Annotated in this window: 1 protein-coding gene; it reads left to right on the top strand. The window is 62.6% G+C overall.

All coding sequences use genetic code 11. The features are described 5' to 3' along the window. Positions 1-62 precede the first annotated feature (62 nt). On the top strand, positions 63-479 hold a 417-nt coding region (locus CFN78_RS28450), incomplete at its 3' end, for a hypothetical protein (RefSeq protein WP_205660692.1).

Below are 479 nucleotides of genomic sequence, written 5' to 3'. Positions count from 1 at the left end.
TCCGGGTCACCCGCGGGTTCGGCGCCGACAGCGCGTACCGGCTCATCACGGGTAAAGCGGGCATGGTTGTGCTGCTGGTCATCTCCCTTGCGTTGATGGTCCTGTTCTTCATGATGGATACAGTGGGTTCCTCGGCAGGCCTTGCAGCTGTGTCAGAAAAGAGCGAACGGAACTTTGTTCTTGTTGAATACTACGGAGCAGCCGGACGGGCTTATCCCGCGTACATATCGTTGGTGCTGCTGCCTGCCATGGTCCGCGCTGTCCGAAGCCGCCTGCCGTTGCTGGTGCGGGTCGCTGCCGCGCTCCTCGCAACAGGCGGAGTAGCTATCGCCCTGACACTGCTCTTTCCCGCGGTGCCTCCGGAGTGGGGTGCGGCGGAGTTCGTCATCAACTACACGGCCGTGCTGTGCTTCGTCCTTGGCCTGGCGCTGATCTGGGCTGCAAGGGTACGAAGCAGCCGGACCTCGCCTGCCAAGAGG

Origin of the sequence: Amycolatopsis antarctica (genome assembly GCF_002262875.1) — a bacterium.
GTDB classification, from domain to species: domain Bacteria; phylum Actinomycetota; class Actinomycetes; order Mycobacteriales; family Pseudonocardiaceae; genus Amycolatopsis; species Amycolatopsis antarctica.
This window is presented reverse-complemented; position numbering and strand designations above follow the sequence as displayed.